This is a genomic window from Streptomyces sp. ISL-96, assembly GCF_018614035.1.
Lineage (GTDB): Bacteria > Actinomycetota > Actinomycetes > Streptomycetales > Streptomycetaceae > Streptomyces.
The window spans coordinates 303,035-329,379 of record NZ_JAGGPA010000020.1 but is presented as its reverse complement, the minus strand read 5'-3'; the positions used below and the strand labels follow the sequence as shown (position 1 = coordinate 329,379).

The following is a 26,345-nucleotide window of genomic DNA, read 5'->3' as shown; positions in this document are numbered from 1 at the left end:
GGGCAAGCGACCGCTTAGTATGCGCGAGCGTGGTACTGCCTACGGTGTTGTGGAGGATCTCGGATGCAGGCATGGCGAGTGCACGAGAACGGCGAGCCCGGCGAGGTGATGCGGCTCGACGAGGTCGAGAAGCCCACGCCGGGCGAAGGGCAGCTTCTGCTGAAGGTGCGCGCCGCGAACATCAACTTTCCCGACGCCCTGCTCTGCCGAGGCCAGTACCAGGTGAGGCCGCCGCTGCCCTTCACTCCGGGCGTCGAGATCTGCGGTGAGACTCAGGACGGCCGCCGGGTGATCGCCAACCCGGCGCTGCCGCACGGCGGTTTCGCGGAGTACGTCGTCGTTGACGCGGCCACGGTACTGCCCGCCCCTGAGTCGCTGGACGACGCCGAAGCGGCCGCCCTGCACATCGGTTATCAGACGGGCTGGTTCGGCCTGCACCGCAGGGCGCGCATCGAGGCGGGGGAGACCCTGCTGGTGCACGCGGCGGCGGGCGGCGTCGGAAGCGCCGCCGTACAGCTCGGCAAGGCCGCGGGCGCCACCGTCATCGGCGTCGTCGGCGGCCCGGACAAGGCCCGGATCGCCCAGGAGCTGGGCTGTGACCTGGTCATCGACCGGCGCAGCGAGGACATCGTCGCCAAGGTCAAGGAGGCCACCGGCGGGCGGGGCGCGGATGTGGTCTACGACCCGGTCGGCGGCGACGCGTACGCCAAGTCGGTCAAGTGCGTCGCCTTCGAGGGGCGCATCGTCGTCGTCGGCTTCGCCAGTGGCGCGATCCCCTCGCCGGGCCTCAACCACGCCCTGGTGAAGAACTACGCGATCCTCGGCCTCCATTGGGGCCTTTACAACACCATGGACCCGGCCGCGATCCTCGCCTGCCACCAGGAGCTGACCAAGCTGGCCGCCGAGGGCGCCATCAAGCCCCTGGTGAGTGAGCGCGTAGCCATGAAGGACGCGGCGGACGCCGTCCAGCGCGTCGCCGACGGCACGACCACCGGACGCGTGGTCGTCGTACCCGAGGGGATGGCCCGATGACGGACGCGGCGGAAGTACGAAGCCTTACGAAGGAGTTGCTGGCGGCCCATCCGCCGGCCACCACGGACCGTACGGACTTCCTCAAGGCGCGCTTCGACGCCGGACTCGCCTGGGTGCACTACCCGGTGGGTCTCGGCGGTCTCGGGGTGCCCCGCTCCCTCCAGACCGTCGTGGACGCGGAGCTGGCGGCGGCCGGCGCGCCCGACAACGACCCGCGGCGCATCGGCATCGGCCTCGGCATGGCCGCGCCGACCATCCTGCGCTTCGGTACGGACGAGCAGAAGCAGAGCCTGCTGCGGCCCCTGTGGGTCGGCGAGGAGGTGTGGTGCCAGCTGTTCAGTGAGCCGGGCGCCGGCTCGGACCTCGCGGCGCTCGGCACGCGCGCGGTGCGCGACGGTGACGACTGGGTCGTCGACGGGCAGAAGGTGTGGACCTCCAGCGCCCATGTGGCGCGCTGGGCGATCCTCATCGCCCGTACGGACCCCGACCTGCCCAAGCACCAGGGCATCACGTACTTCGTCTGCGACATGACCGACCCGGGGGTCGAGGTCAGGCCGCTGCGCCAGATCACCGGCGAGGCCGAGTTCAACGAGGTCTTCCTCACCGGCGTACGCATCCCCGACAGCCGGCGCCTCGGCGCCGTCGGCGAGGGCTGGAAGGTCGCCCAGACCACGCTCATGAACGAGCGCGTCTCGATCGGCGGCTCCCGCATCCCGCGCGAGGGCGGCATGATCGGCCCCGTCGCCCAGACCTGGCGCGAGCGCCCCGAACTGCGCACCCACGACCTGCACCAGCGCCTGCTGGACCTGTGGGTCGAGGCCGAGGTCGCCCGCCTCGCCGGAGAGCGGCTGCGCCAGCAACTCGTGGCCGGGCAGCCGGGACCCGAGGGCTCGGGCATGAAGCTCGCCTTCGCCCGCCTCAACCAGGAGATCAGCGGCCTGGAGGTGGAACTGCGCGGCGAGGAAGGGCTGTTGTACGACGATTGGACCATGCGCCGCCCGGAACTCGTCGACTTCACCGGCCGCGACGCCGGCTACCGCTACCTGCGCTCCAAGGGCAACAGCATCGAAGGCGGTACGAGCGAGGTGCTGCTCAACATCGTCGCCGAACGCGTACTCGGCCTGCCGTCCGAGCCGCGCAGCGACAAGGACATCGCCTGGAAGGACCTGGCTCGATGACATCTCAGCCCGATCTGCTGTACTCCGAGGCCGAGGACGACCTGCGCGCGGCCGTACGCTCCCTCCTCGCCGACCGCTGCGACGCCGCGGCCGTGCTCACCCGCGCGGAGTCGGACACCCCGTACGACCCGCGGCTGTGGGCCTCACTGGCCACCGACATGGGGCTCGCTGGCCTCCTTGTGCCCGAGAAGCTCGGCGGTCAGGGCGCGACGCATCGCGAGGCCGCCGTGGTGCTGGAGGAGCTCGGACGCAGCGTCGCCCCGGCCCCGTACCTCACCGGCGCGGTCGTTGCCGCCGAGACGCTGCTGGGATGCGACACGGAGGACGCGGCCGTCGCGGAGCTGCTCGGCGCGCTCGCGGGCGGCCGTACGGTCGTGGTGCTCGCCGCTCCGCTGGCCGCCGCTCCCTCGGCCGAACTGTCCGGTGCGGTACGGGCGGACGGCGGCTCACTGAGCGGACGTATCACCGGCGTCGCGGACGCGGCCGCCGCCAAGGTCCTGCTCGTACCGGCCGAAGACGGGCTGTACGCGGTGGAGACGGGGGCGCCGGGCGTCACCATCGAGTCGCTGACGCCGCTCGACCTGACCCGGCCGCTGGCCACCGTCACCCTCGACGGTGCCCCCGGCCGCCGGCTCGCCGGCTCGGCGGCGGCTCCCGTACGGCGCGGACTGCTCGCCGGGGCCGGACTGCTCGCCTCGGAGCAGCTGGGGCTCGCGGAGTGGTGTCTGGAGGAGGTCGTCCGCTACACGCGCGACCGCAAGCAGTTCAACCGCCCGGTCGGTTCCTTCCAGGCGCTCAAGCACCGCATGGCGCAGCTGTGGCTGGAGGTCGTCTCGGCGCGGGCCGCCGCCCGCAACGCCGCCGACGCCCTGGCCACGGGCAGCGAGGACGCGCCCCTCGCGGTGGCGGTCGCGCAGACGTACTGCTCACGGGTCGCGGTGCACGCGGCCGAGGAGTGCGTACAACTGCACGGCGGCATCGGCATGACCTGGGAGCACCCAGCGCACCTGTACCTGAAGCGAGCCAAGGCCGACTCGATCGCGCTGGGCGCGCCCGGCCGGCACACGGAGGCGGTGGCGGACCTGGTCGGTCTGCCGGCACCCCGGTAAGGATCAGTGGATCAAGCACCCCTCTACATGCGGTTTAATTGCGAGTCGTTCGCAATAACTGTTGATCTTGTTTAGGGGTGTGGAGAGCCATGCTGTCCCGATCCATACGTGGGGCGGCCGCCGCGGCGCTGGCCGGAACACTGGCCATCACCGCGGCGGCCTGTTCGAAGCCGGGCGCGTCCGGGACCGGGCGCGGAGCCGGGGATTCCGCGGTCGTCGGCATCGCGTACGAGCCGGAGACGCTCAGCCCGCTCCTCGGCTACGGCAAGGACGGCAACTCGAAGATCTTCGACGGGCTGCTCACCTTCGACGACGAGATGAAGCTCCAGCCGGCGCTCGCGGCCGAGCTGCCCGAAGTCACTGCCGACGGCAAGACGTACACGTACACCCTGCGTGAGGGCGTGAAGTTCAGCGACGGCAAGCCCTTCACGTCGAAGGACGTCGTCTTCACGTACAAGACCATCCTCGACAAGAAGACCAACAACGCCTCCAAGACCGAACTCGACGCGATCAAGGACGTCAGGGCCGACGGCGACCACAGGGTCGTCTTCACGCTCAAGTACCCGTACGCGCCGTTCGCCGAGCGCACCGTCCTTCCGATCGCTCCCGAGCACGTCGCGGGCAAGCAGGACGTCAACAGCGGCTCCTTCACGACGAAGCCGGTCGGCACCGGACCGTACGTCCTCACCGGCTGGTCCAGGGGCGAGAAGCTCAGCTTCAAGGCCAACCCCGGTTACTGGGGCGGCGCGCCGAAGGTGAAGAAGTTCACCATGGCGATCATCAAGGACGACGACGTACGCGCCACGCGACTGCGCACCGGCGACCTCGACGGCGCCATCCTGCCGCCCAACCTCGCCAAGACGTTCAAGGACGACAGCAGTCGTACAACGTACGCCGCCAGGTCCTTCGACTACCGCACCGTGACCCTGCCGACGCGCAACAAGGTCGCGGGCGACACGGACATACGGCGGGCCCTCGACGTCGCCGTCGACCGCCAGGCCATGGTGGACAAGATCCTGGAAGGCGCGGGCAAGCCGGCGTACGGTCCCGTCCCGACGGACAGCCCCTGGTTCGCCAAGGGCACCGAGCGCGTCCACGACCTCGCCAAGGCGAAGAAGATCCTCGACGAGGCGGGCTGGAAGCCGGGCGCCGACGGCATCCGCGTCAAGGACGGCGTACGCGCCCAGTTCCCGCTCTGGTACCTCTCCGGCGACAAGCTCCGACAGGACCACGCCCTCGCCTACGCGTCCGACGCGAAGAAGGCCGGCATCGACATCAAGACCCAGGCGGGCACCTGGGAGGCCATCATGCCGCGCATGAAGCACGACGCCGTGCTCGCGGGCGGCGGCGCGCCCGGCGACCCGGACTTCGACCAGTACACGCTGCTTCAGTCCTCCCTCGCGGGCGACGCCTTCAACAACATGGCCTGGTACGACAACCCGGCCGTCGACAAGGCGCTCAAGGCCGGTCGTGAGAGCGGCGAGACGGCCGACCGCAGGGCCGCGTACGACACCGTCCAGCGCGAGCTCGTGAAGAACCCCGGCTACACCTTCCTCACCCACATCGACCACCTGTACGTCGTCGACGACAAGTGGTCCGGGCTGACGACGCAGACCGAGCCGCACGACCACGGCCTGGCCTCGGGCCCGTGGTGGAACGTCGAGGACTGGACGCCGAAGAAGTGACACACCCGGGCGGGAGCCGAAAGCTCCCCTGGGGGCCGATGGCGAGGATGGCGGGGCGGCGGATCCTGTTCGCCGCCCCCGTCCTGCTGGTGGTGACGTTCGGCGTGTTCGCCGTCGCCGCAGCCTCGCCCTTCGACCCCGTGAAGGCATACGCGGGCACCGCCGGCCTCACCGCCTCGCAGGAGAACCTCGACCAGCTGCGGGCCAACCTCGGCGTCGACCAGCCGCTCGTCGAACGCTGGTGGCACTGGCTGACCTCGGCCCTCACCGGGGACCTCGGCGACTCCAGCGTGATGCGACAGCCCGTCACCGACGTCATCGCCGAACGCCTCGGCTGGTCGGTGCTCCTCGCCGTCACCGCGTTCCTCGTCGCGATCCTGTTCGGTACGTCGCTGGGCGTACTGGCCGCGCGCAGGCAGGGCGGCTGGCTGGACCGGGCGGTCACCTCGGCGGCGTACACCCTGGAAGCGGCGCCCGCCTTCTGGCTGGGACTGCTCGCCATGTGGTTCTTCGCGCTGGAGCTGGGCGTACTGCCGGCGGGCGGCCTGACCGACACCGACAGCGACGTGATCACCTTCGGGCAGGTCGCCACACACCTGGTACTCCCGGCGGCCGTTCTCGGGGTTTCGCAGCTTCCCTGGTTCTTTCTCTACGTACGCCAGGGTGTCGCCGACGCGCTGGAGGAGGACCCGGTACGCGGCGCCCGCGCGCGGGGCCTCGGTGAGCGCACTGTGCTGCTCGGGCACGCCCTGCGCTCCGGAATGCTGCCGACACTCACACTCGTCGGCTCACGGGTGCCCGAACTCATCACCGGCGCGCTGCTCGTGGAGACGGTCTTCAGCTGGCCGGGCATCGCGGCGGCGACGGTACAGGCGGCGACCTCCGTGGACTTTCCCCTCCTCGCGGCGCTGACGGTGCTCGCCACGGCGGCGGTCCTCGCCGGGAACCTCCTCTCCGACCTGCTGTACGGACTCGCGGACCCGAGGGTGGGCTTCGATGGCTGAACCGGCTGCTGAAACGGCTGTATGGCACTCCCACGGGCGCACCCGCCGCTCGACGCGCACGTTCCGAGTCCGCACCTCCGCCGTGATCGTGGCGGCGGTGGTGCTCGCGGTGCTCGTCGTACCGCCGCTGGCCAACCTCGACCAGCAGGCCGTCGACTTGTCGATGAAGCTCCAGCCGCCGTCCCTGGCCCACCCCTTCGGGACGGACGACGTCGGGCGCGACCTGTTGCTGCGCTGCGTGTACGGGTTGCGCGTCTCGCTCCTGGTCGGGCTCGTCGCGGCCCTCGTCGCGACGTTCATCGGTACGGCGGTGGGGGCGGCGGCCGCGGCGTTCGGCGGCTGGACCGACCGCTTGGTGATGCGCCTGGTCGACACCTTCTCCTCCATCCCGCATCTGCTGCTCGGCATCTTCATCGTCGCGATGTTCCGGCCGGGGGTGTGGCCGGTGATCGTGTCGGTGGCGCTGACGCACTGGCTGTCCACGGCCCGTATCGTCCGCTCCGAGGTGCTGTCGCTGCGCTCGCGCCCGTACATCGACGCGGCGGTCTCGGGTGGCGCGTCGCGGTGGCGGGTCGCCGTACGGCACCTGTTGCCGGGCGTACTGCCGCAGGCGGGTCTCGCGGCCGTGCTGATGGTCCCGCACGCGATGTGGCACGAGTCGGCGCTCTCGTTCCTGGGCCTCGGCCTGCCGACGCACCAGGCGAGCCTGGGCAACCTGGTCCAGTCGGCGCGCAGTTCGCTGCTGGCCGGCGACTGGTGGCCCACCCTTTTCCCCGGCCTCCTGCTGATCATCCCGACCCTCGCCATCGCGGGCCTGGCCGGCGCCTGGCGGGAGCGGATCAATCCCCGCCGCCGATCGGAGCTGATGCTGTGACGACGCCCAAGAACGCCGAACCGGCCTCCTCGGCCGGTGTCACCCCCGACGCGCGGACAGCGACGGCGATCGCGCCGTGCGCGGCGGAAGCAACCGAGCGTTCCCGTGTCGCGCTCGGGTCTGTTCCGGGGAACGTTCATGAGGCGGCCGTTTCCGGGTCGGACATCGACACGGAGAACGACGCCACGACGCCCCTGTTGTCCGTACGGGGGCTGTCCGTGCGGTTCCGGATGCGTGGGGGGCGGTACATCGCCGCCGTCACCGACGCCGACTTCGACCTGGCACAGGGGGAGTGCCTCGCCCTCGTCGGCGAGAGCGGGTGCGGCAAGTCCGTGCTCGCCTCCGCGCTGCTGGGGCTGCTCCCCGGCAACGCCCAGACCGCCGGTTCCGCGCGCCTCGGGGACGTCGATCTGCTCACCGCCGACGAACGCACCCTGGCGCGCACGGTCCGGGGCCGCCGTATCGGACTCGTACCCCAGAGTCCCGCCGCGCACCTCACCCCCGTACGGACCGTCGGAGCGCAGCTCGAAGAGACGCTGCGCGAGCTGACCGGCACGCGAAAGCACGACCTGCGCGCGGCGGCCGAGCGGGCCGCGTTCCCCGTGGACCATCTCGGCCGCTACCCGCACGAGCTGTCCGGGGGCCTCGCCCAGCGCGCCGCGACCGCCCTCGCCCTCGTCGGCGACGCGCCCCTGCTGCTCGCGGACGAGCCGACCACCGGCCTCGACCGCGACCTCGTCGACCGCACCGTCGACGAGCTGCGCCGGCACGTCGACGAGGGCCACGCGCTGCTGATGATCACGCATGACCTCGCGGCCGCCGAGCGCATCGCCGACCGCGTCGCGGTGATGTACGCCGCAAGGATCGTCGAAGTTGCCGAAGCCACCCGCTTCTTCGCAGCGCCCGGCCCCCGGCACCCGTACGCCCGCGGCCTGCTCAACGCCCTCCCCGAGCGCGCGTTCGCGCCGATCCCCGGCATGCCGCCCGAGCTCGGTGACCTGCCCCCGGGGTGCGCCTTCGCGGCCCGCTGTGCGTACGCCACCGACGCCTGCGCCGTACAGCCCGACTTCGTGGACGGCATCGCCTGCCACCACCCGCCCGCCGAGGAGCGTGCCGCCCGTGCTTGAACTGGACGCGATCACCGCTGGTTACGAGCGCGGGGCGCCGGTCGTACGGGACGCGCACCTCACCGTCGCCCCCGGCGAAGCGGTCGGCCTGCTCGGGCCGAGCGGGTGCGGCAAGTCGACGCTCGCCAGGGTCGCCGCCCTCCTGCACCGCCCCGACGCGGGGACCGTCACCTTCGACGGCCGCGTCGTCACCGGCTGGCGCCACCGCGCCCCGCGCGAACAGCGCACAGCGATCGGCGTGGTCTTCCAGCAGCCCCGGCTGTCCGCCGACCCCCGCCTGCGCCTGCGCGACCTGATCGCGGAACCCCTGCGCGCCACTGGACGGCGTAACGAAGCGGCCGCCACCGTGAGCGAGCTGTCCGAGACCGTCGGCCTCGGCGACGACCTCCTCGGCCGGCGCCCGCACGAGGTGAGCGACGGCCAGCTCCAACGCGCCTGCCTGGCCCGCGCCCTGGTGCTGCGTCCGCGCTGGCTGGTGTGCGACGAGATGACAGCGATGCTGGACGCGTCGACGACGGCAGCCCTGGTCGCGGTGGTCGAGGAGTACCGGCGCGAACGCGGCGCCGGCCTGCTGACGGTCGGCCACGACCGCGTCCTCCTGGAGCGCTGGTGCGACCGTACGGTCAGCTGGGAGGACGTCGCGGCGGCCTGAGCCCGACGAGCCGCCAACCTCCTCTGAACCGCGGTCGACGGGTGGCCGAACTCTTGTCAGGGCCCTGCCCATTGGTGCTGTACGGGGCGGATACTCGCCGGAGTCCCGCACGCCCCGTACACCTCCGGAGGCACCATGGCCGTCGCCGCGCCCACCCGCCGCAGAGTCGTCACCACCCTCGCCGCCGCCCTCGCGGGAACCATCGCCGTTCCCGCGTACGCCCAGGCCGCCGAGACGAACCCCCAGAGGCCACAGAGGCACCACAAGCCACTGCGCCGCGCTCACGCGCACAATGACTACGAGCACGATCGCCCGCTCCTCGACGCCCTCTCCCACGGCTTCACCAGTGTCGAGGCGGACATCTTCCTCGTCGACGGACAGCTCCTCGTCGCCCACGACCCGCTCGGCCTCGACCCCTCCCGCACCCTGGAATCGCTCTACCTGGCCCCCCTCGCGGCCAGAGTCAGGGCCAACCACGGCTCCGTATACCGCGGATACCGCCGCCCCGTGCAGCTGCTCATCGACATCAAGAACGAAGGCGCCGCCGCCTACACCGAACTGCACCGCCAACTGCGCCGCCACCGCCGGATGCTGAGTACGTGCGCACACGGGAAAGTCCGCCCCGGCGCGGTGACCCCCGTCATCTCCGGCGACCGCGCCGCCCGCGCCCCCATGGAGGCACAGCGTGTGCGCCACGCCTTCTACGACGGGCGCCTCGACGACCTCGGCGCCGCCGCCCCGGCCCCCGCCTCCTTCATCCCGCTGATCAGCAGCAACTGGACGCACAGTTTCACCTGGCAGGGCGCGGGCCCCTTCCCCGCCGCCGAGCGGGCCAAGCTGCACGCCATCGTCTCCGCCGCCCGCCGACGCGGTCAGCGGGTCCGTTTCTGGGCCACACCCGACCTGCCGGGACCCGCGCGCGACTCCGTCTGGACCGAGCTGCTCGCCGCGGACGTGGACCACATCAACACCGACGACCTCGCCGGCCTGGAGCGATTCCTGCGTACGCACGACGCGTAGTCCGCCATCACACCCAGTCAACACCCGTACGGCGGACACGTCTTCCGCCCGGATGGGCCCTCCGCTAGGCCAGACTGACGGCCGAATGCCGCAATTCAGGCGCGGCGGAGGAGGTTGACCATGGCCATTTCGATCTCGTTGGTGCTGCTTCTGCTGATTCTCGCGGTGATCTTCCTGCGCAACGGGGGACTGAAGGTCTCGCACGCACTGGTCTGCGCCCTGCTCGGCTTCTTCCTGGCCGGTACGAGCATGGCTCCGACCATCCAGAACGGGATCGCCGCCACCGCGGACGTGGTCGGCGACCTCCGACCGTGACGCTGATTTCCATGGACACTTCAAGGAGTCGGCTCTAGCGTCGGGCGGCGGCGCGACCCGCCCCCGTCCAAGGAGCCCGATGTCCCGGTCCTGCAGAGCGTACGCGCGTGCACTGGCCCTCGCCCTGGCACTCGTTGTCCCGGCGGTGCTGCCGCCGGGCTGCGCCCTCGCCGAAGAGATACCCAAGGCGCCGGGCCACCGGCTCGTCGGCTCGTACGAGGGCGAGCCGGCCATCGCACAGCCGGTCCCCGGCGACGCACCCCCTCAGCCCCCCTTCCTCGCCCCCAACGGCCGCAGTGGCATGCACGCGGACGGCGCGGGCAGCGGCACCCACCCGTACTCAGGGCCGCTGGGACGCGACCCGCAGGTCACCAGCCAGAAGATCGCGGCGCTGGGCGGCGAGTGCGCGACCGCCACCTTCGACGTGGCGGGCCGCCTGATCACCGTCTGCGGCACGTTCCAGGGCTTCCGGCTCAAACTGCTGCACCCGCGAACGCTCGCCACCCTCGCCGAGTACAAGCTGCCGCAGCGCTCTTCGACCGTGGAGGCCATCACCCGCCTCGACTTCGAGAAGATTTTCAAGGACACCTCGGGCGGCGCCTACTTCTACCTCGACAACCAGGACCGGGTGGTACTCGCCGACTCCCGCCAGCATGTCCTGCGGATAGCGCACGAGCGGACGGCCGACGGCAGTTGGCGCTTCGTGGTCGAGGACGACTGGGACCTCACCGCGCACGTCCCGCACGACTGCGTGACCTGGACGAACCTCTACCCCAGCGGCACGTGCGATCCCGTGACCTCCGTGATGCCCGACTGGCAGGGACGCGTCTGGTGGGTGACCCGGCTCGGCCGCGTCGGCACAGTAGACCCGCAGACGGGCCGGATCCGTGCCGTCCGGCTCGAAGGGGAGGAGATCCAGAACTCCTTCTCGGTGGCCGAGGACGGCGTCTCGATCGTCTCCGACCACGCCCTCTACAGCTTCCGCGCCGACCCCGACGGCACACCCCGGGTGCGGTGGCGCCAGACGTACGACCGGGGAACGGGAACCAAGCCCGGCTCCGTCAACCAAGGATCGGGCACCACCCCCGACCTGTTCGGCGACGACTACGTGGCGATCACCGACAACGCCGACGACCGGATGAACGTCCTTGTCTACCGACGCGCAACGAACGTTCCCGGGAACGACCGACTGGTGTGCAAGGTGCCCGTCTTCGCCGCCGGGAAATCCACCACGGACAACTCCCTCATCAGCTGGGGCAACAGCCTCGTCGTCGAGAACAACTACGGCTACGAGAACCCGTCGTCGCTGCTCCTGGGACGCAGCGTCCCCGGCGGCGCCACACGGATCGACGTACGCGAGAACGGCAGCGGCTGCGACACCGTCTGGGAGAGCGACGTACGATCCCCGTCGACCGTCCCCAAGCTCTCCACCGCCAACGGACTGCTCTACTTCTACGCGAAGGAACCGAACCGGCTGGGCATCGACGCCTGGTACCTGACAGCCGTCGACTTCCGTACGGGAAAGACCCGCTGGCGGCAGCTCACCGGCACGGGCCCGGCGTACGACAACAACTGGGCGCCGATCACCATCGGCCCGGACGGCACCGCCTACGCCGGTGTCTTCAACGGCATCGTGGCGGTGCGTGACCGGGACTGACGGCGGCGCACGCGAACCGGTCAGATCAGCCGCGACCGGATCAGGAACCGCACCCCTTCCGGCGCCTCCAGGGAGAAACCACTGCCGCGCCCTTCCACCACGTCGACGATCAGCCGGGTGTGCCGCCACACCTCGTACTGCGAGACGGACATCCAGAAGGGGACCGCCTCCTGGACGCCCTCGACCGTCAGGGATTCCAGAAGTACGTCGGAGCCGCCCGTACGGAACTCGCCGTCCGGATAACACATGGGCGCACTGCCGTCGCAGCAGCCGCCCGACTGGTGGAACATCAACGGGCCGTGGGCCTCCCGCAGCCGCCGCACCAGACCGGCGGCCGCGGGGGTGAGCTCCACGCGAGGCGTGTCAGTCATCGTGTCGCCCATTCCGGTTCATCGACGTGTCATTGAGGCAATGACCCAGCCAACGCCCCGCAAGGTTGCGAGGTGGTTGCACGCGAGGGCGGAACTCGGTCGCCCAGACGTCGGATGCGATCATGCGGAGCGTACGAAAAGAAGATCGACGAGGAGAATTCCGGTGAGCGCGACGCTACGCCTGGTGTCCGAACCCAGGGCCAACCCGCACGACCTGGAACACGAGGTGAAGTACGCGGAGACCGAGGGCGGCGCCTCACGCGTGGCAGCTCATGTGGAACGTGAACTGCCGCCCGGAGGTGTCCCGGCCTATCTAGCGGCGCGCAAGAACGGCACCCGCTCCTTCGCCCTGTGGGCCGACCCGCACCGCCGGCGCCGGATCGCCACCGTCGTCACCACGGCCGCGTCCGACGGCGTCGCCACGTACCAAGTCCTGGGAGAGCAGGGCGAAGCCATCGGTACGCTCACGCGCGAGAGGGCGCTGTCGGGCAGCGGCCTGCGTACGCGCTGGACAGTGGTACAGACCGGCGCGCCGGAGGCCGTCGGCTTCAAGGGCCGGATCTTCTGGTGGTACGTGTGGTGGCTGCTCTTCCCGGTCCAGGCGGCGATCGTGGTGGGCAGCCTTGTGGGGGGTGGCGGCGACGCCGCGCGTGGGCCACGGCGGATCATCTGGCGTACCGGCACGGAGACGCCGCTGGAGTTCCGGTCCAGTAACGACGACGTGCATATACACGTTGAGTGGGTCGACTGGCGGCTTGCCGCCGCACTGCTGCTTCTTGTCCGCAGCTTCGGATTCTCCGCCTGGGATGACAGCAAGAACTGAACCAGGGAACCAGCCGCCCGGCGGCTTCTACGCCGCCGCTGTGGAACAGCGCCGCCGCCTGGTCGCGGTGGCCGAGCGCGAGCCGTGTCAGCAACTCCAGTCCACGCGCACCCGGCGAGGTCAGCGGATCGGTGTCGGCCCCAATTGGCCGCCTTCTGGGTGAACGACCCAAGCTCGGCCTCCGCCTGCCGACACTTCCTGCGCGGCCGCCTCACCAGCACCGGCCTGTCGGACCAGGACGCCGGGCAACTCAGCCGAACCGTGACGGAGAGCGCCGGGTCGCTGATCCCCTCACTCGCCGGCGACCCGCGGACCGCCTCAGCTGTACCCGCCCGGGCGGTCCGGCGCGCGGGCAGGAACGTCTATGCGCGTCGGCCGCACCGCTATGAGGTGCCATGGTCCGGCCATGGAAATCGGGTTGATGGAAGGGTTGGTGCGGAGTGTGTTCGCTGTCTGCGGATTCTGGTCCGGTGCGCGTACTGGACGTGTCGAGTGACGCGTACCGGCGGGCGTTCGAGCTGTTTCTGTCCGGTACGGACGAGAAGGCCGTCACCCACGCCCGGCTGGCGGACCTCGTCGCAGGGCTTGAACGGCGGCGGGTGTTCCTGGACGTGGGGGCGGGCGCGGGGCAGACCACCGCCCATCTGGGGCGGCGTTTCGATCGGACGGTGGCGGTCGAACCCAGCGCCGCGATGCGGGAAAGGCTCGTCCAGGCGTGCCCCGGCGCCGTTGTCGTGGCTCAGCCCATTGAGAGCGCCGACGGGGACGGCGCGGATCTCAGGGACACAGCGGACCTCGCCCTTCTCTCGCACGTCCTGTACTACCTGCCCGAGGAGGCCTGGCTGCCCACCCTGAGGCGCGTGCTCGGCTGGGTGGCGCCGGGCGGCACGCTCCTGGTCGTGTTGCAGAGCCCCGGCAACGCCTGCATGCGCATGGTGGAGCACTTCACCGGTACGCGCTTCGATATGCGGCCCTTCGCCCGCCAACTCGGGGAATTGACGGCGCAGGTGTCCGGCTGGTCCATCGAGACGCTCGACGTCCGCTACCGGACCACGCGCTTCGCCGAAGCCGTGGACGTGGCTGAGTTCATGGTCAATGTGCCCGTGCTGCCCAGCCTCGATCCCCTGCCCGCCAGAGCCGACCTCGTCGCGTACGTGGAAAAGCACTTCGCCCGTCCGGACGGCACGTACGTCATCGGTCACGCCCACGACATCCTGTGCGTCCGCCGCACTCCAGACCCGGCGGCTTATTGAGAACGAATGTCATGTGCTAGTTTCACATTCACTCATTCCTCATTCCTCACCGCCCGCACCGCCCCCCGGAGTACCCGTGCACCTGCGCATACCCCTGCTCTCCACCGGCCTGGCGGCAGTGTCAGCCCTGCTCCTGACCGGCTGCTTCGCCGCGGCAGGTGAAAACGAGACCTCCGGCTCCGGAGCCGGCCGCGGCGACCGGATCAGGCTCGCGATGCTGCAGCCGCCCCGCTCCGGCCTGTCCCCCCTGAGCGACGACGCGTTCAAGCTCTCGCGCTGGTCCACGGCCGAGACGCTGATCAACCTCGACGAGGAGGGCGACGCCCAGCCCGCTCTGGCCACCGACTGGGAGCGCACGTCCGACAGGACCTGGGAATTCACCGTCCGCGACGGCGTGACCTTCCACGACGGCAGCGAACTCACCGCCGAGGTCGCCGCCCACGCGCTCACCCGCGCCACCAAGGCCTCTCCCAAGCCCCGCATCCTCGACGGCGTGGAACTGACCGCGAAGGCCGACGGCGACAAGCTCCTCGTCACCACCGCCGATACGGACCCCCTGGTGCCGCATCGGCTCTCCTCGCCGCAGCTGTCCGTCCTCGCCCGAAGCGCGTACGGGAAGAACGGCAAGGTGAACCCGGTCGGCCACGGCAGCGGCGCGTACGAGCTGGTGAAGGTCAACGGCACCACGACCGCCACGCTCGACCGCTACGACGGCTACTGGGGCGACAAGGCCAAGGCCGCCGGGCTGCACACCGGGCGTCATCGCGCGGGCGGCGCTGCGCCGCGCCATGCCGGCCGTGCTGCCGCAGCTCGGTCTGGTCGCCGTCGGGCTGACGGGCGGCGCGGTGGCGGTGGAAACGGTGTTCGCGGTGCCCGGCATCGGGCGTACCGCGCTCGGGGCCGCGGAGTCACAGGACCTGCCGCTGCTGCAGGGGTCGGTGCTCGCCCTCGTACTGCTGGGTCTGGCCGCCGGTGTGGTGGCGCAGGCCGCGCGGCACCGGATGCTCGGACCTGGGCTGCGGGACGCCGCCCTGTCGCTGCCCGCGCCGGTCGCGGCGGAGGCAGGGCGGCTGCGCCGGGCGGTGCCGGTCGTCTGCGCTCTGTCGCTGATGGCCGTGATCTGCTGGGGTCTGCTGCTCGACCCGTTGCGCGTCGATACGGCGGCCAGGCTCGGCGCGCCGGGCTGGGCGCATCCGCTCGGCACCGACTCGCTCGGCCGTGACGTCCTCGCCCGGGTCGGGCACGGGGCGGCGGCCACGGTGGGGGTCGCGGTGCTGGTCTGCTTGGGCTCGTACGTCATCGCCGTGGCCGCCGGATTCCTGCCGCGCCTCGCGTCGGGCGCCGCGGAGTCCGCGAACGCGGTGCCACCGGTGATCGCCGGCATCCTCGTCGCGGCGATCCTGGGCACCGGCACCCTCGCCGCCTCCCTCGCGGTCGCCCTGGTCTCCTGGCCGCCGCTCGCCGCGCACGCGGCGGCGCTGGTCCAGGAGACCCGCGCCGCGGCCCATCTCACCGCGCAGCGCGCGATCGGCTCCCCGCCGTCGTGGATCCTGACCCGCCACATCCTCCCGGCGGTCGCCGCCCCCGTCGCCCGCCACGCCGTCCTCCGCCTCCCCGGCATCGCCCTGGCCCTGGCCTCCCTCGGTTTCCTGGGCCTGGGCGCACAGCCTCCGGCGCCGGAGTGGGGGCTGACGCTGTCGGAGTCACTGCCGTACGTCGAGCGGGCGCCCTGGGCCGCCTTGGCGCCCGCGGCGATGCTGTTGCTGCTGGCCGCACTGGCGGTGTCCTTGTCCACACTGCCCGCGCCGGCGGCGGGGCGAGAGCTCTTCGCAGGTGTACGACGCCGACTGCGCGGCTCTCTGGAAGGAAGCTCCCCATGAGACCTCTTCTCGACGTACGGGACCTGCACATCACCGTGCGCGGGCTGCACGCCGTGCGCGGAGTGTCCTTCACGGTGCGGGCGGGCGAAGCGCTCGCCGTCGTGGGGGAGTCGGGGGCCGGCAAATCACTGACCGCGCGGGCCGTGCTGGGCCTGCTGCCGGCCGGGGCCGAGATGCGGGGGAGCGTGCGGTTCGGCGGCCGGGAGTGGGTGGGGGCGCCTCAGTCGGCGTACCGGGAACTGCGGGGGCGGCGGACGGCCTTCGTGCCGCAGGACGCGCTGTCCGTACTCAGTCCCGTGCACACCGTCGGCGAGCAACTCGCTCTCGCCGTACGGTCCGTGCGTCGCGGCATCGGACGGAAAGCCGCCTTCGCAGCCGCGGTCGCCGCGCTCGACCGGGTCGGCATCGCGGACGCCGGGCGGCGCGCCCGGGCGTACCCTCACGAGTTCTCCGGCGGCATGCGCCAGCGTGCCGTCATCGCGATGGCCATGATCAACGAGCCGGAGCTGGTCTTCGCCGACGAGCCGACGACCGCCCTCGACCCGACCGTGCAGGCGCAGATCCTCACCTTGCTCGGCGACATCAGGAAGGAGACCGGCGCGGCGCTCGTCCTGATCACCCACGACCTCGGGACCGTCGTCGGCCACGCCGACCGGGTGCTGGTGATGTACGCGGGGCGACCCGTGGAATCGGGACCGGTCGCAGAAGTCTTTACGGCGCCCCTTGCCCCGTACACCGCAGGACTGATCGCCTCCCTGCCGCTTGTACACACAGCGCGTGCCACCGGCCGAAGGCTGCCGTCGATCGCCGGCGCGCCGCCCTCCCTCTCGGCGCTGCCGCCGGGCTGCGCCTTCGCCCCCCGCTGTCCGGCCGCCGAGCACTCCTGCACGAAGACCCCGCCCGAGCCGGCGGTTGCCGCGGCCGGGCGAACCGTGGCGTGTCACCGCCGGGGAGAACTTCCCGTACCGCTCACGCGGTTGTTCGAGGAGAGCGCCGCATGATTCCGCTGCTGGAGGTCGAGGACCTGACCGTTCGCTATCCGGGGCGCGGACGGCGGGGAGAGCCGGTCCTGGCCGTGGACCGGGTCTCCTTCGCAGTCGGCGCGGGACAGACGCTTGCCCTGGTCGGGGAGTCCGGCTCCGGCAAGTCCAGCACCGCGGCGGCCGTACTGATGCTGCGACGCCCCGAGTCGGGCTCGGTCCGCTTCGAAGGGCGGGAGCTCACGACGCTGCGGGAGCCGGAACTGCGGGCGCTGCGGTCCGCGTTGCAGCCGGTCTTCCAGGACCCGTACGGATCGCTCAGTCCCAGACTGCGGGTGCGGGACGCCATCGCGGAGCCACTGCGGGTACAGGGCCGCTGGGACCCGGTGGCCGGCCGGGCCCGGGTCGCGGAGCTGCTGGAACTCGTCGGGCTCGACGGTTCCCTGGGCGCGCGCCTGCCGCAGGAGCTGTCCGGTGGCCAGTGCCAGCGCGTCGGCATCGCCCGCGCCCTGGCGTGCCGCCCGAAGGTGCTGGTGCTGGACGAACCGGTTTCCGGACTTGACCCGTCCGTCCGGGCGGGGGTGATGAATCTGCTGACCGGCCTCCAGGACGAGCTCGGGCTCGGCTGTCTCCTCATCTGCCACGACCTCGCGCTCGTACGGCATGTGGCACACCGGGTCGCGGTGCTGCACCGGGGACGGATCGTGGAGGAGGGCGCGGTCGCGGAGGTGTGCGAGACCCCCTCGCACGCGTATACGCGCGAGCTGCTGGCAGCCGTGCCCGCTCTCCCCGCCGTCCGCTGAGCGGTACGCGCCCGACCGAGGACGTCGTCCGCCGGCCGGTCAGACCCGGTGCTTGCAGAGCCATCCGCGCAGCAGCCGACTGACGGCGGGCATGGCCACGTACGTCATGCCCACACTCAACACCACTGATATCACAGCCGTGTTGACGAGCAGCGGCAGTGTGGTGGCGAGCGGCTGGATGAACGTGACGTTGGCGATCAGCGAGATCGGGTAGACAGCGAGGGACGAACTGATCGCCATCTTCCAGCGGGGCGGGGCCGGCTGCACGGACCCCGGCTTGGCGAACCAGGTTTCCATGCCCGTCAGCTCGCGCCGCGCGATCTCGGTGTGACGGTGCCCCTCGCAGTGGTCGAACCACGCTGCCCGTTCCGGTGACTCTTGCCATGTCCGGCACGCGGCGGCATCGCGGAAGCGGTGGACGAGGAACCACGGGCTGCCGTCTGCCGACGGCCGGAACAGGCCGTACCCAAGATGCCCGGGAAATGCGGCGGCGGTTTCGAGAATGCCCGACGCCCACTTCTCGAAGGCGGCCTCGTGGCCCGGCTCCACCTTACGGGCGATGAGTAGCGTCACTTCTCCGGTGTCGGCCGGTACGGCGGCGTGCTCAAGGCTGATCGCGGTCACTGGTTCGTCTCCTCGTATGTCCCGTGCCGCGCCGGGCTCCACCCTAGGCGGTCAAGGTGCGGGGTTACACGCCGACAGGCCAGGTCTCCTCTTCACCCGTGTCGGCCGGCACGGTGTGGAGGGGGGCCAGCGCGGTGGTGCGGTCCAGGAAACAGAAGGCGTCGTAGCGTTCGCCGAGGACGGTGGCGACGTAGTTGCCCCACTTCTCGCGCTGAGGCTGGTAGACCACCCCGATCGCGCGATGGTCGTACTCCTCCTGGAGCCAGCGGTCACGCCGGCGGCCGGGCGGGAACACGAAGAGGCTGTCGCTGTCGGGCAGCGCCCGGTGCAGCAGGTCTTCGAGGCTGCCCTCGCGGGCCGGTGGGACCCACATGACCTTGGGGGCGCCGCCCCAGAAATCGGAGGCGATGACGGTGCCCTCGTACGAGCCGAATCCGGCCAGGACGACGCCGTCGGCGGCGTGGCGCTCCCGTACCAGCTGACCGACGCTGACCATGCCGGCCGCCGCCATGTCCGTGGCGCGGGCGTCCCCGACGTGGGTGTTGTGCTCCCACACCACTGCCTTTGCCCGTGGCCCGTAGTACTCCATGAGCCGGTCGAGAGTGTCGGCCATGTGGTGATCCCGGATGTTCCACGAATGCGGCCCGCCCCGCAGCATCGCCCGGTAGTAGCGCTCGGCGCCCACCAGCACCTCCGCGTTCTGCCGCGCAGCAAACTCGGCCAGGCTGCCGTCGGCCGCGGCGGCCTCCTCTGTGCTGCGTCGCAGCTGGACGAGGAGCGCGAGGACCTCCGGTTCACAGCCGGACGGTACGAGCTCGGTGGACAGGGCGTAGGACTGGGGATCCTCGGCGTACGGCTCGAAGCAACGGTAGGCCTCCAAGGCGTGGGCCACCGCCTTCGGGGCGTTCGCGCCCAGGTAGTCGCGTACCGCTTGCAGCGACTCCCACAGGCTGTACACATCGAGTCCGAAGAAGCCCACTCGCTGGTGCTGCGGCAGGGCGGCGTTGTGGCCGCGAAGCCAGCGGCTGAAGCGGGCGACGTCGGTGTTGGCCCACATCCAGGCCGGCCAGCGGTCGAAGTGTTCCAGTACGTCTATCGGGTCCTCGGGTGCCAGAGGGACTGCCGTAACGGAGCAGTGCAAGGCCTGGCAGTCGGGCCAGTCGCCCTCCACGGCGACGAAGGAGAAGTCCTTCTCCTCGATCAGGCGGCGGGTCAGCACGTTGCGCCACCGGTAGTACTCGGCGGTGCCGTGCGACGCCTCGCCCAGCAGCACGTAACGGGCGTCGCCGATCCGCTCCAGCAGCGGATCCAACGACTGCGCGCCCGTCAGGGGAAGGGCGGTCTCACGAACCTGCGCGATCTGAGGTTGCGCGCCCGGTGTCGCGTTCCTGCGCACCATGCGAAATCCCTCTCCGGACAGACAGTCACCGGTCCAGCTTTGCCCGGTGGCAGCGGTCGGGTACCCGCAGTCGCGCGCTGTGATGCGCGGGAATCCTGGCGAGACAGGTGAGGCGTACGTTGTCACGCTGCGCAGTGAACGAAGTGCGAGCGGTCAGGCGCGCGGGCGCAGCCCGGCGTCGACGACCGTGGCGATCGCCTCGCAGTACCGCACGATGCCAGGTGAATGCACTGGACAAGGTCGCGGCGTCTTGGTGGTCGGTGCGAGGCAGAAGTGCAGATGGTCGTCGTCCCGGTGCACAGCGGTGAGCCCGCCGCGGCAATCCTGCGAGCGGGCCCGCTCGTCGTCGTTGCAGGGCAGCCGTTGCGCCCAGGTGTAGCGGGCACCCGCCGGGCTCACCGACAGGCCGGCGTCCGCCACCAGGTCCCGGCCGGCAGCCGCCTGGGCCCGGTAGATGCCGTTGACCCGGCGGACGCGATCCGGTGAGAAGGCGTCCGGGCCCTGCAGCACCCAGACGATTCTGGGACGGGGGATCCCGACGTCGCGTGCCGCCGCCGCGATCTGCTCCGTGAGCGCTTTCGCGTCGGCCGCGTAGCGGGTGTAGTAGCGCGACCCACCCCCTTGGGGAATCGAGTCCATGCAGGGGGTGTACGCCCAGGAGTTGCCCCAGAACTGCAGGACGACGACCTTCGGCCGCTGCGACCTGACCAGGGCGGCAGCCTTGTCCTGTGGCGGCACGAGCGAATCGCGGGCCGTGTCGGCCAGGTAGTCGCACAGGGTCGTACCGGAATACGGCGCACTGTGTACGGTCGCCCGCCCCGCGGCGGAGATACGGTCGGCCAGGACGCGCTGGGTCTCCATGGCGAGTGAGTCCCCGAGGTAGAGCACACGCGACTTCTCGCGGGGCGGCTGCGACTGCGCCGGTGCGCCGGTCGGCGGGACCGAAGCGGACTCCACCGGCCGCGCGGCGGTCGGCGCACCGGGACCCGCCGGTGGGGGAGCGGCAGCGATGGAGGCGTCCGAGGGATCGGAGCAACCGGTCACCCAGGCCAGCGCGAGCGCGGCCAGAACCACTGATCGCCTGCTCCGTCGCCTCACAACCGGCCCCCTCCGCGCGGCAATTGGGGGACCCACCCTGGACCCGCGAGGCACGGACGTCCAGTCGCGCAGGTGACAAATCGCAGGCTTCGTGCGGTCCCGGCCGGTCCGGGGCCGGAAAAGCGCCAGCAGGCCGGAAATGGGCTGTGGGCGTGACCGGACTCCGTGATTGCATGGGCTTCATGGTGTCCACTGACCGGCTGCTGGCATTCGCGGCCATGTCGTTCCTGCTGATCGTGATTCCCGGCCCCAGCGTGCTTTTCGTGATCGGGCGGGCGTTGGCGCAGGGGCGCCGCGCCGCGCTGACCACGGTCGTGGGGAACACGGTCGGAGCGTACGTCCTCGTCGTGGCCGTGGCACTCGGCGTCGGGGCCGTCGTGGAGCGCTCGGTGCTCGCCTTCACGGTGCTGAAGCTCGTGGGCGCCGCGTACTTGGTGTATCTCGGCGTCAAGGCGGTGCGGCAGCGCGCGTCGTTGCATGCCGCGTTCACCGGTGACGCTCCTGCGCATGGCAGCATGCGCACGTTCTGGGAGGGCTTCGCGGTCGGCGTGGCCAACCCCAAGACCATCGTGTTCTTCGCCGCCGTACTGCCCCAGTTCGTCGACCGTGGCCAGGGGAACGTCACGGCTCAGATGCTGTTGCTCGGCCTGGTCTTCAATGTCATCGCGGTGGCTTCCGACAGCGTGTGGGGACTGGTCGCGGCCACCACGCGGAGCTGGTTCGCCCGCTCACCGCAGCGGCTCGCCATGGTCGGCGGGGTCGGTGGGCTCACGATGATCGGCCTCGGCGTCACCGTCGCCGCGACGGGCCGCAAGGACTAGGCGCCTTTGTCGGCTGCACGTGCCCCGAGGCCGCACCGGTGGGAGAGTCGGAGGGGGAGCACGAGCTGTTCGAACCCGGAGGCGAGCTGTGCATGGACACTGTCCTGGTCACTGGTGGGACCGGCCATCTAGGGCGTGACGTGGTGGCTCTGCTGAAGTCCCGGTACCGGGTGCGTGTGCTGGCCCGGTCCCCCGGCCAGGATCCGGACGTGGAGTGGATCAAGGGTGATCTCGCCACCGGAATCGGAACGCAGGAATCCGTATCCGGGGTGCAGACCGTGGTTCATGCGGCGACTCTGTCCCCGGCTGCCCGGCGCGGCTACCTCCTTCCGACGGACTTCTGGCGCAGCCCTCCCGAGGTCGATGTCGACGGCACCCGCCGGTTGCTGGAGGCGTCCCGCAAGGCAGGCATCGCCCACTTCGCCCATGTCTCGATCGTCGGCGCCGACCGCCCCCGTGTTCCGTACATGCAGGTCAAGCACACCGCCGAGAAACTGGTACGGGACAGCGGAGTGCCGTGGTCCGTCCTGCGGGCCACACAGTTCCACTGGCTGACCGACCGCATGCTGGGCAAGATGTCGCGGATGCCGTTGCTGGCGCTTCCCGGTGCCCTGGTGACTCAGCCGGTGGACTCGCGCGACTTCGCCGCGTACGTGGCCGGCCGCGTACAGGACGGCCCGGGCGGGGATTGCGAGGAATTCGGCGGCCCCGAGGTCCTGGAGCTGCGTGATCTTGTCAGGCAGTGGCAGCAGGCACGTGGCCGGGCGTTCCGCGTGGTGGACGTACCCGCGCCCGCCCGCCTCCGGCAGGCGGCCCGTGACCTGACCACTCCGGACGGCCGACTCGGCCGGACCACGTGGTTGGACTGGCTGAACACCCACCAGCCCGAGTAGGCGGCGTGCACCCTCATCGATGACAGCGGGCCAAGGCGGTGAAACGGTGGTGTTCGAGCTCGTACGTGAACTGAACCGGCGGGCCGACCCGGTGCGCCTGCGGCACGACGTGGAATTCCTCGCCGACCGCCCGCGCAGCCGCACCCGTGCCCCCGAGGCCATGCTGCGCGCCGAGGCCTACGTGATGGGTGAACTGGCCACCGCGGGCTGGCGAACCGAGCGGCAGCCGTTCGACGTACGGTGGCGACTGGGCGGCAGCGACCGCCAGGGCCACCAGGCGATCGCGCTACAACTCCGGCTGCACCCGCACCTGACCGGCGCGAACCTCGTAGCCGGCCTGCCGGGGGCCGACGACCGGCCCACCGTGGTCGTCGGAGCCCATCTGGACACCGTCGACGGCAGCCCCGGCGCCGACGACAACGCCTCCGGAGTCGCCGCGCTGCTGGAAATCGCGCGGCTCCTCGGCGGACTGCCGCGGCCGCCCGCCGTCACCCTCCTGTTCTTCGACATGGAGGAGCTGGGCATGATCGGTTCCCGGTTCGCCGCCCGGGAGCTCCGGCGTACCCGGCAGGTCACGGGCATGATCTGCCTGGAGTCCGTCGGCTTCTTCGCGACCGGGCCCGGCACCCAGCTGATGCCTGCCGGGTTCGCAGCGGCCTTCCCCCGGGTGGCCGCCCGGGTCCGCTCCGGCGGACAACGGGGCGACTTCACCCTGGTGGTCCACCGGCGCTCGACCGGGGCGGCGGCGTCTACGTGGCGCCGGGCAGCGGAGGCCGCAGAGCCCCGGCTTTCCGTCGTCACCCTGCGCGACCCGCGGCCGCAAGGCCTGCTCGGCGCCCTCGTCGGCCTTGCGGCGCCCCCGCTGATCCACCTCGACCGCAGCGACCACGCGTCATTCTGGAACGCGGGGATTCCGGCCCTGATGCTCACCGGTACGGCGAACTTCCGGAACCCCCACTACCACCGGCCGACCGACACTCCGGACACCCTCGATTACCGGCGTCTGGCAGCGGTCGCCGTCGCGACCGCCGCCACCGCCGCGTCCTGGTGAGCTGCGGACACCCGTAGAAAACAGCACACGTCGCCCACCTTCCCTAGGCTGGAACTGACTGGCAAGGTGCGCGTGGAGAGGTGGGCGGGCCACCTCGGACGGTGGCTCTGCCGGAGCGAAAGACCGGTGGTCTCGGCTACGGGGGCGCGGCAGGCTGTGAGAGAGCAGATGCGGGTATTCGGCGGCGTGTCGCTGACAGCTGTCTACGTGCTGGGCAGGAGGGACGACAGCCTGCGACTGGTGGAATGGGCCGGAGAATCCGGGGCCCCGTTCGGTCTGTCGCCCAGCTACCCGCTCTCCGGTCGTGGCCCCGTCGTGGACGCCTTCCATGCCGGCCGCCCCCTGTGGCTGAACGCGGCGGACCTGGCCGCTTACACCCGTCCCGCCGAGGAGAGTGCGGAGGAGACCCTGCCCGACGGCATGTCCCTGGGCGCACTGCCGCTCGGAGCGAACGGCCGTCCGCTGGGCTGTCTGGTCGTCGTGGACCGCCTCGGCCACGGCTTCGACGCCGAACGGCGCAACTTCCTGGAGCTCTACGCCGACCAGGTCAGCACCTGGCTGGAAGCGGTCGGTGAAGTGAACACCCACCCCATCGGCCGTACGGAGCCCCGGCCGGTATGGGGCTCCGCGCTGGACGGCCTGAGCGTCGGCTCGTTCACCCTGGTCCTCAGCAGCGGAAAGATCGACGCGGACGGTCCCCTGCTCGATCTCGTCGGCATCCCCTGGGACGACTTCGACGGACGTGTGGAGACCCTGCTGGCACACACCGTCCCTGACGACGTCCCCGCCCTCATGTCCATCGTGGAGCCGGGCCACATGGCTTCCGGCGGCCGGGAACTGGAGTTCCGTATCCGCCGCCCCACCGGCGAGCTGCGCTGGCTGCGCCTGCGGTGCCGGCTGCTGGCGGACGGCGGCGGCAGGCCGGAGCGGGTGCTCGGTGTGATCGCCGATGCCTCGAATCTGCGGCCCAGCGCCGACGAGGTTTCCAGGGTCCAGCGGCTGTCCGTCGCGCTGGCGGGTGCGATGACCGTGCGGGACGTCAGCAGGGCGGTGGTCGCCGCCCTGCGCGACCCGCTGGGAGCCGATCGGGTGGCTCTCGCCGTACTCGAAGTGGACCGGCTGGTGGTCACCGTCCTCGACCCGCCCGAAGCCGATGCCTGGCCGGAACTCTGGCGCACCGAATGGCGCTCCGAGTGGCCCGACGCGCCCGTCGCCGCTCTGCCCACGCTGCAGGCCGCAGTGCGCGAGGGCCGCGCGAGCCTGTGGACGGCGGGCTCCGCCCTCGAACCGGGCCTCGCGGGCGTCGGCCCCGGCGGTCTCGCCGTCCTGCCGCTTCCCGCCGAAGGCCGGGTGGTCGGCACGTGCCTGGTCGGATGGGACGACCCGCACGAGTTCGGCCCCGAGGAACGGTCCCTGCTCACCGCGACCGCCGGCCTGGTGGGGCAGGCCCTGGTACGCGCCCGGGCGTTCGACGCCGAGCACGAGCTGGCCACGATGCTCCAGCGCAGCCTGCTGCCGCGCAAGCTCCCGCGGCTGCCGGGCGGAGTGGCCGTCGCCCGCTATCTGCCGGCGACGGTGGGTCTCGACGTGGGCGGCGACTGGTACGACGTGATCCCGCTCTCCGACAACCATGTGGCGCTGGTCGTGGGGGACGTACAGGGACACAGCGCCGGCGCCGCCACGATCATGGGTCAGATGCGTACGGCGATCAGGGCGTACGCCGTGGAAGGCCACCCGCCCGACGTGGTCGTCTCCCGCGCCAACCGACTGCTCGTCGGCATGGAGACCGACCTCTTCGCCACCTGCTGCTACGTCGCCATCGACATGGAGGAGGGCGACGCCTGGTGCGTCCGGGCGGGGCACCTGCCGCCGTTGCTGCGCACCCCGGAAGGGGGCACCCAGGAACTCACTCTGGAAGGCGGGCCTCCGCTGGGTGTGCTCGCGGAGGCGGAGTTCCCGATGACCTCGGTCGCCTTGGCCCCCGGCGCGGTTCTGACCCTGATGACGGACGGCCTGGTCGAGTCCTCCAGCCTCCACCTGGAAGACGGCATGCGGCGCGTGTGCGACGTACTCTCCACCACTGACCCGTCCGATGCCGGGCGGATGGCCGATGAACTGCTCGGGGGCGCCAACCGGCGCGACGACGACGTGGCCCTGCTGCTCCTGCGCTACGACGGAATGGGAGAACGGCCGCTCCGGGCGGGCTGGACGGTGTGGAGGCTGCCCGACGCCGTCGCGCACGCGCGCCGTTTCACCTCCCGCACCCTGCGCACCTGGAACGTGTCCGAGCAGCGCGACGCGGTCCTGCTCATCGTCTCCGAGCTGGTCACCAATGCCCTGGTACACACGAAGGGCCAGGTGCGCCTCGACCTCACACTCACCGGCGAGCGACTCCGGGTGGCGGTGAGCGACGCGTCGCCGCGCACGCCCGTCAGACCGGCGATCGTCGACTGGGAGGCGACCGGCGGCCGCGGCATCCTGCTCGTCGAGGCGGTCTCGACGTCCTACGGTTCGGTACCACTGGGCGGCGGCAAACAGGTATGGGCCGAAACGCCCCTGCCGCCACCCGTGATCCTGTAGGCGGAGTCAACAAGCCACAACGCCATACGTATTGTGGGCGCGAGACGACCTTGTGGTCGCCCCGGACGGAGAGGCCCACCGCGTGCACCCAGCCACCGACGACCCGACGATCCCCT

Annotated in this window: 24 protein-coding genes and 1 pseudogene; 21 read left to right on the top strand and 4 right to left on the bottom strand. The window is 71.2% G+C overall.

From position 1 onward, the window contains the following. Window positions 1–63 precede the first annotated feature (63 nt). The 11 genes from J7E96_RS14620 to J7E96_RS14570 all read left to right on the top strand — a co-directional run bounded on the left by J7E96_RS14620 (window position 64) and on the right by J7E96_RS14570 (window position 11,653). Window positions 64–1,032: an NADPH:quinone oxidoreductase family protein gene (locus J7E96_RS14620; protein WP_215131229.1), complete on the top strand. Its 969-nt coding sequence runs from the start codon at window positions 64–66 to the stop codon at window positions 1,030–1,032. Then, a complete protein-coding gene (locus J7E96_RS14615) occupies window positions 1,029–2,210 on the top strand; it encodes an acyl-CoA dehydrogenase family protein (protein ID WP_215131226.1) in 1,182 nt (393 codons plus the stop codon). The genes J7E96_RS14620 and J7E96_RS14615 overlap by 4 nt, the downstream gene beginning before the upstream one ends. Continuing rightward, entirely contained in the window at window positions 2,207–3,319 is a 1,113-nt protein-coding gene (locus J7E96_RS14610; RefSeq protein WP_215131224.1) for an acyl-CoA dehydrogenase family protein, read from the top strand. The genes J7E96_RS14615 and J7E96_RS14610 overlap by 4 nt, the downstream gene beginning before the upstream one ends. Window positions 3,320–3,408: 89 nt before the next feature. Next, complete coding sequence (locus J7E96_RS14605; protein ID WP_215131222.1) at window positions 3,409–5,004, top strand: ABC transporter substrate-binding protein; 1,596 nt, start codon at window positions 3,409–3,411, stop codon at window positions 5,002–5,004. Between the two features lie 38 nt (window positions 5,005–5,042). Further along, window positions 5,043–6,008, top strand: coding sequence for an ABC transporter permease (locus J7E96_RS14600; RefSeq protein ID WP_215131220.1), 966 nt, complete (start codon window positions 5,043–5,045; stop codon window positions 6,006–6,008). Then, window positions 6,001–6,882, top strand: a complete 882-nt coding sequence (locus J7E96_RS14595) for an ABC transporter permease (RefSeq protein ID WP_215131218.1) — start codon at window positions 6,001–6,003, stop codon at window positions 6,880–6,882. Before J7E96_RS14600 ends, J7E96_RS14595 begins: the two co-directional genes overlap by 8 nt. A gap of 230 nt (window positions 6,883–7,112) precedes the next feature. After that, complete coding sequence (locus tag J7E96_RS14590) at window positions 7,113–8,009, top strand: ABC transporter ATP-binding protein (protein WP_215131409.1); 897 nt, start codon at window positions 7,113–7,115, stop codon at window positions 8,007–8,009. Then, the gene (locus J7E96_RS14585) at window positions 8,002–8,661 is read left to right on the top strand and encodes an ABC transporter ATP-binding protein (protein WP_215131216.1); all 660 of its coding nucleotides are present in this window, start codon (window positions 8,002–8,004) and stop codon (window positions 8,659–8,661) included. The genes J7E96_RS14590 and J7E96_RS14585 overlap by 8 nt, the downstream gene beginning before the upstream one ends. A 135-nt stretch (window positions 8,662–8,796) precedes the next feature. Continuing rightward, window positions 8,797–9,681 carry a phosphatidylinositol-specific phospholipase C/glycerophosphodiester phosphodiesterase family protein gene (locus J7E96_RS14580; protein ID WP_215131214.1) on the top strand — a complete coding sequence of 295 codons (885 nt, stop codon included), beginning with the start codon at window positions 8,797–8,799 and terminating at the stop codon, window positions 9,679–9,681. 120 nt (window positions 9,682–9,801) lie between these two features. Further along, window positions 9,802–9,996, top strand: coding sequence for a hypothetical protein (locus tag J7E96_RS14575; RefSeq protein WP_215131212.1), 195 nt, complete (start codon window positions 9,802–9,804; stop codon window positions 9,994–9,996). 79 nt (window positions 9,997–10,075) lie between these two features. Beyond that, complete coding sequence (locus J7E96_RS14570) at window positions 10,076–11,653, top strand: hypothetical protein (protein WP_215131210.1); 1,578 nt, start codon at window positions 10,076–10,078, stop codon at window positions 11,651–11,653. A 20-nt stretch (window positions 11,654–11,673) separates the two neighbouring features. Here the strand turns inward: J7E96_RS14570 and J7E96_RS14565 are convergent, their stop codons facing one another. Continuing rightward, the gene (locus J7E96_RS14565) at window positions 11,674–12,024 is read right to left on the bottom strand and encodes a DUF779 domain-containing protein (RefSeq protein WP_215131208.1); all 351 of its coding nucleotides are present in this window, start codon (window positions 12,022–12,024) and stop codon (window positions 11,674–11,676) included. A gap of 163 nt (window positions 12,025–12,187) precedes the next feature. On the opposite strand from J7E96_RS14565, the gene J7E96_RS14560 reads away from it, so the two are divergent. From J7E96_RS14560 to J7E96_RS14540, 6 genes and pseudogenes are all read left to right on the top strand, one after another. Further along, the gene (locus tag J7E96_RS14560) at window positions 12,188–12,847 is read left to right on the top strand and encodes a hypothetical protein (RefSeq protein WP_308295959.1); all 660 of its coding nucleotides are present in this window, start codon (window positions 12,188–12,190) and stop codon (window positions 12,845–12,847) included. A gap of 470 nt (window positions 12,848–13,317) precedes the next feature. Continuing rightward, window positions 13,318–14,100, top strand: coding sequence for a class I SAM-dependent methyltransferase (locus J7E96_RS37375; protein WP_308295958.1), 783 nt, complete (start codon window positions 13,318–13,320; stop codon window positions 14,098–14,100). A gap of 214 nt (window positions 14,101–14,314) precedes the next feature. Beyond that, window positions 14,315–14,785: pseudogene (locus J7E96_RS38800) on the top strand (ABC transporter substrate-binding protein); the annotation flags it as partial. Window positions 14,786–14,897: 112 nt separating this feature from the next. After that, window positions 14,898–15,980, top strand: a complete 1,083-nt coding sequence (locus J7E96_RS38795; protein WP_374196670.1) for an ABC transporter permease subunit — start codon at window positions 14,898–14,900, stop codon at window positions 15,978–15,980. Beyond that, complete coding sequence (locus J7E96_RS14545) at window positions 15,977–16,981, top strand: ABC transporter ATP-binding protein (protein WP_215131204.1); 1,005 nt, start codon at window positions 15,977–15,979, stop codon at window positions 16,979–16,981. The genes J7E96_RS38795 and J7E96_RS14545 overlap by 4 nt, the downstream gene beginning before the upstream one ends. Further along, window positions 16,978–17,763, top strand: a complete 786-nt coding sequence (locus J7E96_RS14540) for an ABC transporter ATP-binding protein (protein ID WP_215131202.1) — start codon at window positions 16,978–16,980, stop codon at window positions 17,761–17,763. The genes J7E96_RS14545 and J7E96_RS14540 overlap by 4 nt, the downstream gene beginning before the upstream one ends. 39 nt (window positions 17,764–17,802) lie before the next feature. On the opposite strand, the gene J7E96_RS14535 is transcribed toward J7E96_RS14540, so the two are convergent. The 3 genes from J7E96_RS14535 to J7E96_RS14525 form a co-directional block, all read right to left on the bottom strand. Beyond that, window positions 17,803–18,387: an antibiotic biosynthesis monooxygenase gene (locus J7E96_RS14535; RefSeq protein ID WP_215131200.1), complete on the bottom strand. Its 585-nt coding sequence runs from the start codon at window positions 18,385–18,387 to the stop codon at window positions 17,803–17,805. A 64-nt stretch (window positions 18,388–18,451) separates the two neighbouring features. Beyond that, window positions 18,452–19,786, bottom strand: coding sequence for an erythromycin esterase family protein (locus J7E96_RS14530; protein WP_215131198.1), 1,335 nt, complete (start codon window positions 19,784–19,786; stop codon window positions 18,452–18,454). A 153-nt stretch (window positions 19,787–19,939) separates the two neighbouring features. Continuing rightward, window positions 19,940–20,860: an SGNH/GDSL hydrolase family protein gene (locus tag J7E96_RS14525; protein ID WP_215131196.1), complete on the bottom strand. Its 921-nt coding sequence runs from the start codon at window positions 20,858–20,860 to the stop codon at window positions 19,940–19,942. Window positions 20,861–21,066: 206 nt separating this feature from the next. Between J7E96_RS14525 and J7E96_RS14520 the strand changes: the two genes are divergently transcribed. From J7E96_RS14520 to J7E96_RS14505, 4 genes are all read left to right on the top strand, one after another. Continuing rightward, window positions 21,067–21,705 (top strand): LysE family translocator, encoded by a 639-nt coding sequence (locus tag J7E96_RS14520; protein ID WP_215131194.1) that lies wholly within the window; start codon window positions 21,067–21,069, stop codon window positions 21,703–21,705. Window positions 21,706–21,797: 92 nt separating this feature from the next. After that, window positions 21,798–22,598, top strand: coding sequence for an SDR family oxidoreductase (locus J7E96_RS14515; RefSeq protein WP_215131192.1), 801 nt, complete (start codon window positions 21,798–21,800; stop codon window positions 22,596–22,598). A 46-nt stretch (window positions 22,599–22,644) separates the two neighbouring features. Continuing rightward, the gene (locus J7E96_RS14510) at window positions 22,645–23,649 is read left to right on the top strand and encodes a M28 family peptidase (RefSeq protein ID WP_308295957.1); all 1,005 of its coding nucleotides are present in this window, start codon (window positions 22,645–22,647) and stop codon (window positions 23,647–23,649) included. A gap of 168 nt (window positions 23,650–23,817) precedes the next feature. Next, window positions 23,818–26,229, top strand: coding sequence for a SpoIIE family protein phosphatase (locus J7E96_RS14505; protein ID WP_215131405.1), 2,412 nt, complete (start codon window positions 23,818–23,820; stop codon window positions 26,227–26,229). The last annotated feature ends 116 nt before the right edge of the window (window positions 26,230–26,345 follow it).